The following is a 1,597-nucleotide window of genomic DNA, read 5'->3' as shown; positions in this document are numbered from 1 at the left end:
CACGAAATGGGACGCGCTCCATTCATCAGAAATATTGGATTTTTAGAGGTGCCCTCTAGATTTTTCTTCAAGCTTCCACACTGCAGCGCAACTTACCGTCATATGGCGTATCCCGAAATGGCCCCCGATCTCTGCCATCGTATAAGCACCGGACAGGACAGATAGGTATGCTTGAGCTATCGCCTGATCTGTATTCGGGTGGCGCATCCGGTATTTACCCTGTAACAGTTGATGGCGAGTATCCAGCATGGGACTAACTGCCTGCCATCACGAACGGGCGATAGCTCTTGAGCGCTTTGCTCCGCTGTGAATTAAACTGACCAAGTAACCAGTCCGCATTCAGTAACGGAGGGAGTGTATCCTCCTGTAATAAAAAGGTAACTTTTCAGCGCCATTCCTCTAAAGTTATCGAATTTGATGAGTTTACATTCTTTCTGAATTAGAGAAATTTTAGGTAAGTCTTTGGTGTTTTTCACCGGCCCTCATTGTGCTTCATTGATGGTTGATACAAGGAAGGTGGGGTATAGATGTAGTTCACTTCATCACCCATTCTAATCACCCCGGATTTAATCACTCGTGCATTTATCCCGCCGTGTCCGCGAACCGCATTGTAGCCGCCGGGGCCGAAGGTTTCTTCCATTATCGAGCAAGGGTGGCAGAGGCCAGTGTATTCGAGTATCACTTCGCCGATCTGAAATTGTTTATCCTTAAGAGCGAGTAAATTGATGCCGCTAATGCAGATATTACGACGTAATTGTACCGGGTCTACGGATGCTAAACCGAGGGTTGATGCGATTACTGGGAGGTGTTCTTCCTGAATAAGGGTTACTTGTCGATTACCCGATCGTCCTGCGTAACGATCTCCGGTTAAGCCACTTTGAGTTTTGGCTTCGACAGCATCGACTACTAGCATTTCTGCACGTCGTTCGGGTCTAACGCCTATCCACGTGACTTTGCCTTTTTGCGGTAGTGTTTTGAATAAGGTGTCGAGTGTTTTCATTTTGATAATATGGCAGATTTACTAAAAAGTACTTAGCCGAGGTGAAGGCGAGAATAAAGGAGACACTGTTGGATCAAAGTGACGACAGCCAATAGGGAGTGGTTTACATCAATAACGATAGAAGCTCCTTAAAGTAGGAGATGTTTTTTCAATTAAACAAACCTATGAGCCTGCCCCACTAGTTTGTTAAGTGCTTTCTGTTCTTGTTCTTGCAATTCTTCATATGCTAATCTTCCAGCCTTTTCTGAAACTGCTCTGCAGTTAAGGCGCAGTCATATTCGCTATCTATAAACGCGAGCCTGGCAGAATGCTTGCTATTGTTTTTGTTCTTATTTTCTATCAAATGGTAAAAACCACCAGCTTTAGCTGGTGCATTTAAGATTTTAAACACTACGAGTTACATCATACGTTCTGTGAATATAGTTTTAGCGGAGTCCGCCACGGTGTGCCCACTTTTAGTGGACGGCGTTCGGAGCCTCAACCCACCTACTTTAGTAGATGGTAGTTGAGTTTGACAGATTGTCTGACAATTCAAAAAATTCTTGGTGGCGTTGTCAATAGGAGACCTGAAATAATGCACTCCGTTATGTTGTCACT

At 44.6% G+C, this 1,597-nt stretch carries 3 protein-coding genes; all 3 read right to left on the bottom strand.

What is annotated here, in order from left to right; translation table 11 throughout:
- Positions 1-42: 42 nt before the first annotated feature.
- The 3 genes from MJ769_RS01570 to MJ769_RS01560 all read right to left on the bottom strand — a co-directional run bounded on the left by MJ769_RS01570 (position 43) and on the right by MJ769_RS01560 (position 1,391).
- Positions 43-249: a hypothetical protein gene (locus tag MJ769_RS01570; protein ID WP_239234094.1), complete on the bottom strand. Its 207-nt coding sequence runs from the start codon at positions 247-249 to the stop codon at positions 43-45.
- 223 nt (positions 250-472) lie between these two features.
- Positions 473-1,000 (bottom strand): MOSC domain-containing protein, encoded by a 528-nt coding sequence (locus tag MJ769_RS01565; RefSeq protein ID WP_239234093.1) that lies wholly within the window; start codon positions 998-1,000, stop codon positions 473-475.
- A gap of 226 nt (positions 1,001-1,226) precedes the next feature.
- On the bottom strand, positions 1,227-1,391 hold the full coding sequence (locus MJ769_RS01560) for a hypothetical protein (protein WP_239234092.1): 165 nt from the start codon (positions 1,389-1,391) through the stop codon (positions 1,227-1,229).
- Between the last annotated feature and the right edge of the window lie 206 nt (positions 1,392-1,597).

The organism is Candidatus Nitrotoga sp. BS (assembly GCF_927797785.1).
Lineage (GTDB): Bacteria > Pseudomonadota > Gammaproteobacteria > Burkholderiales > Gallionellaceae > Nitrotoga.
Note: the sequence above shows the minus strand (reverse complement) of the source record. Positions and strands in the feature narration are given on the sequence as shown.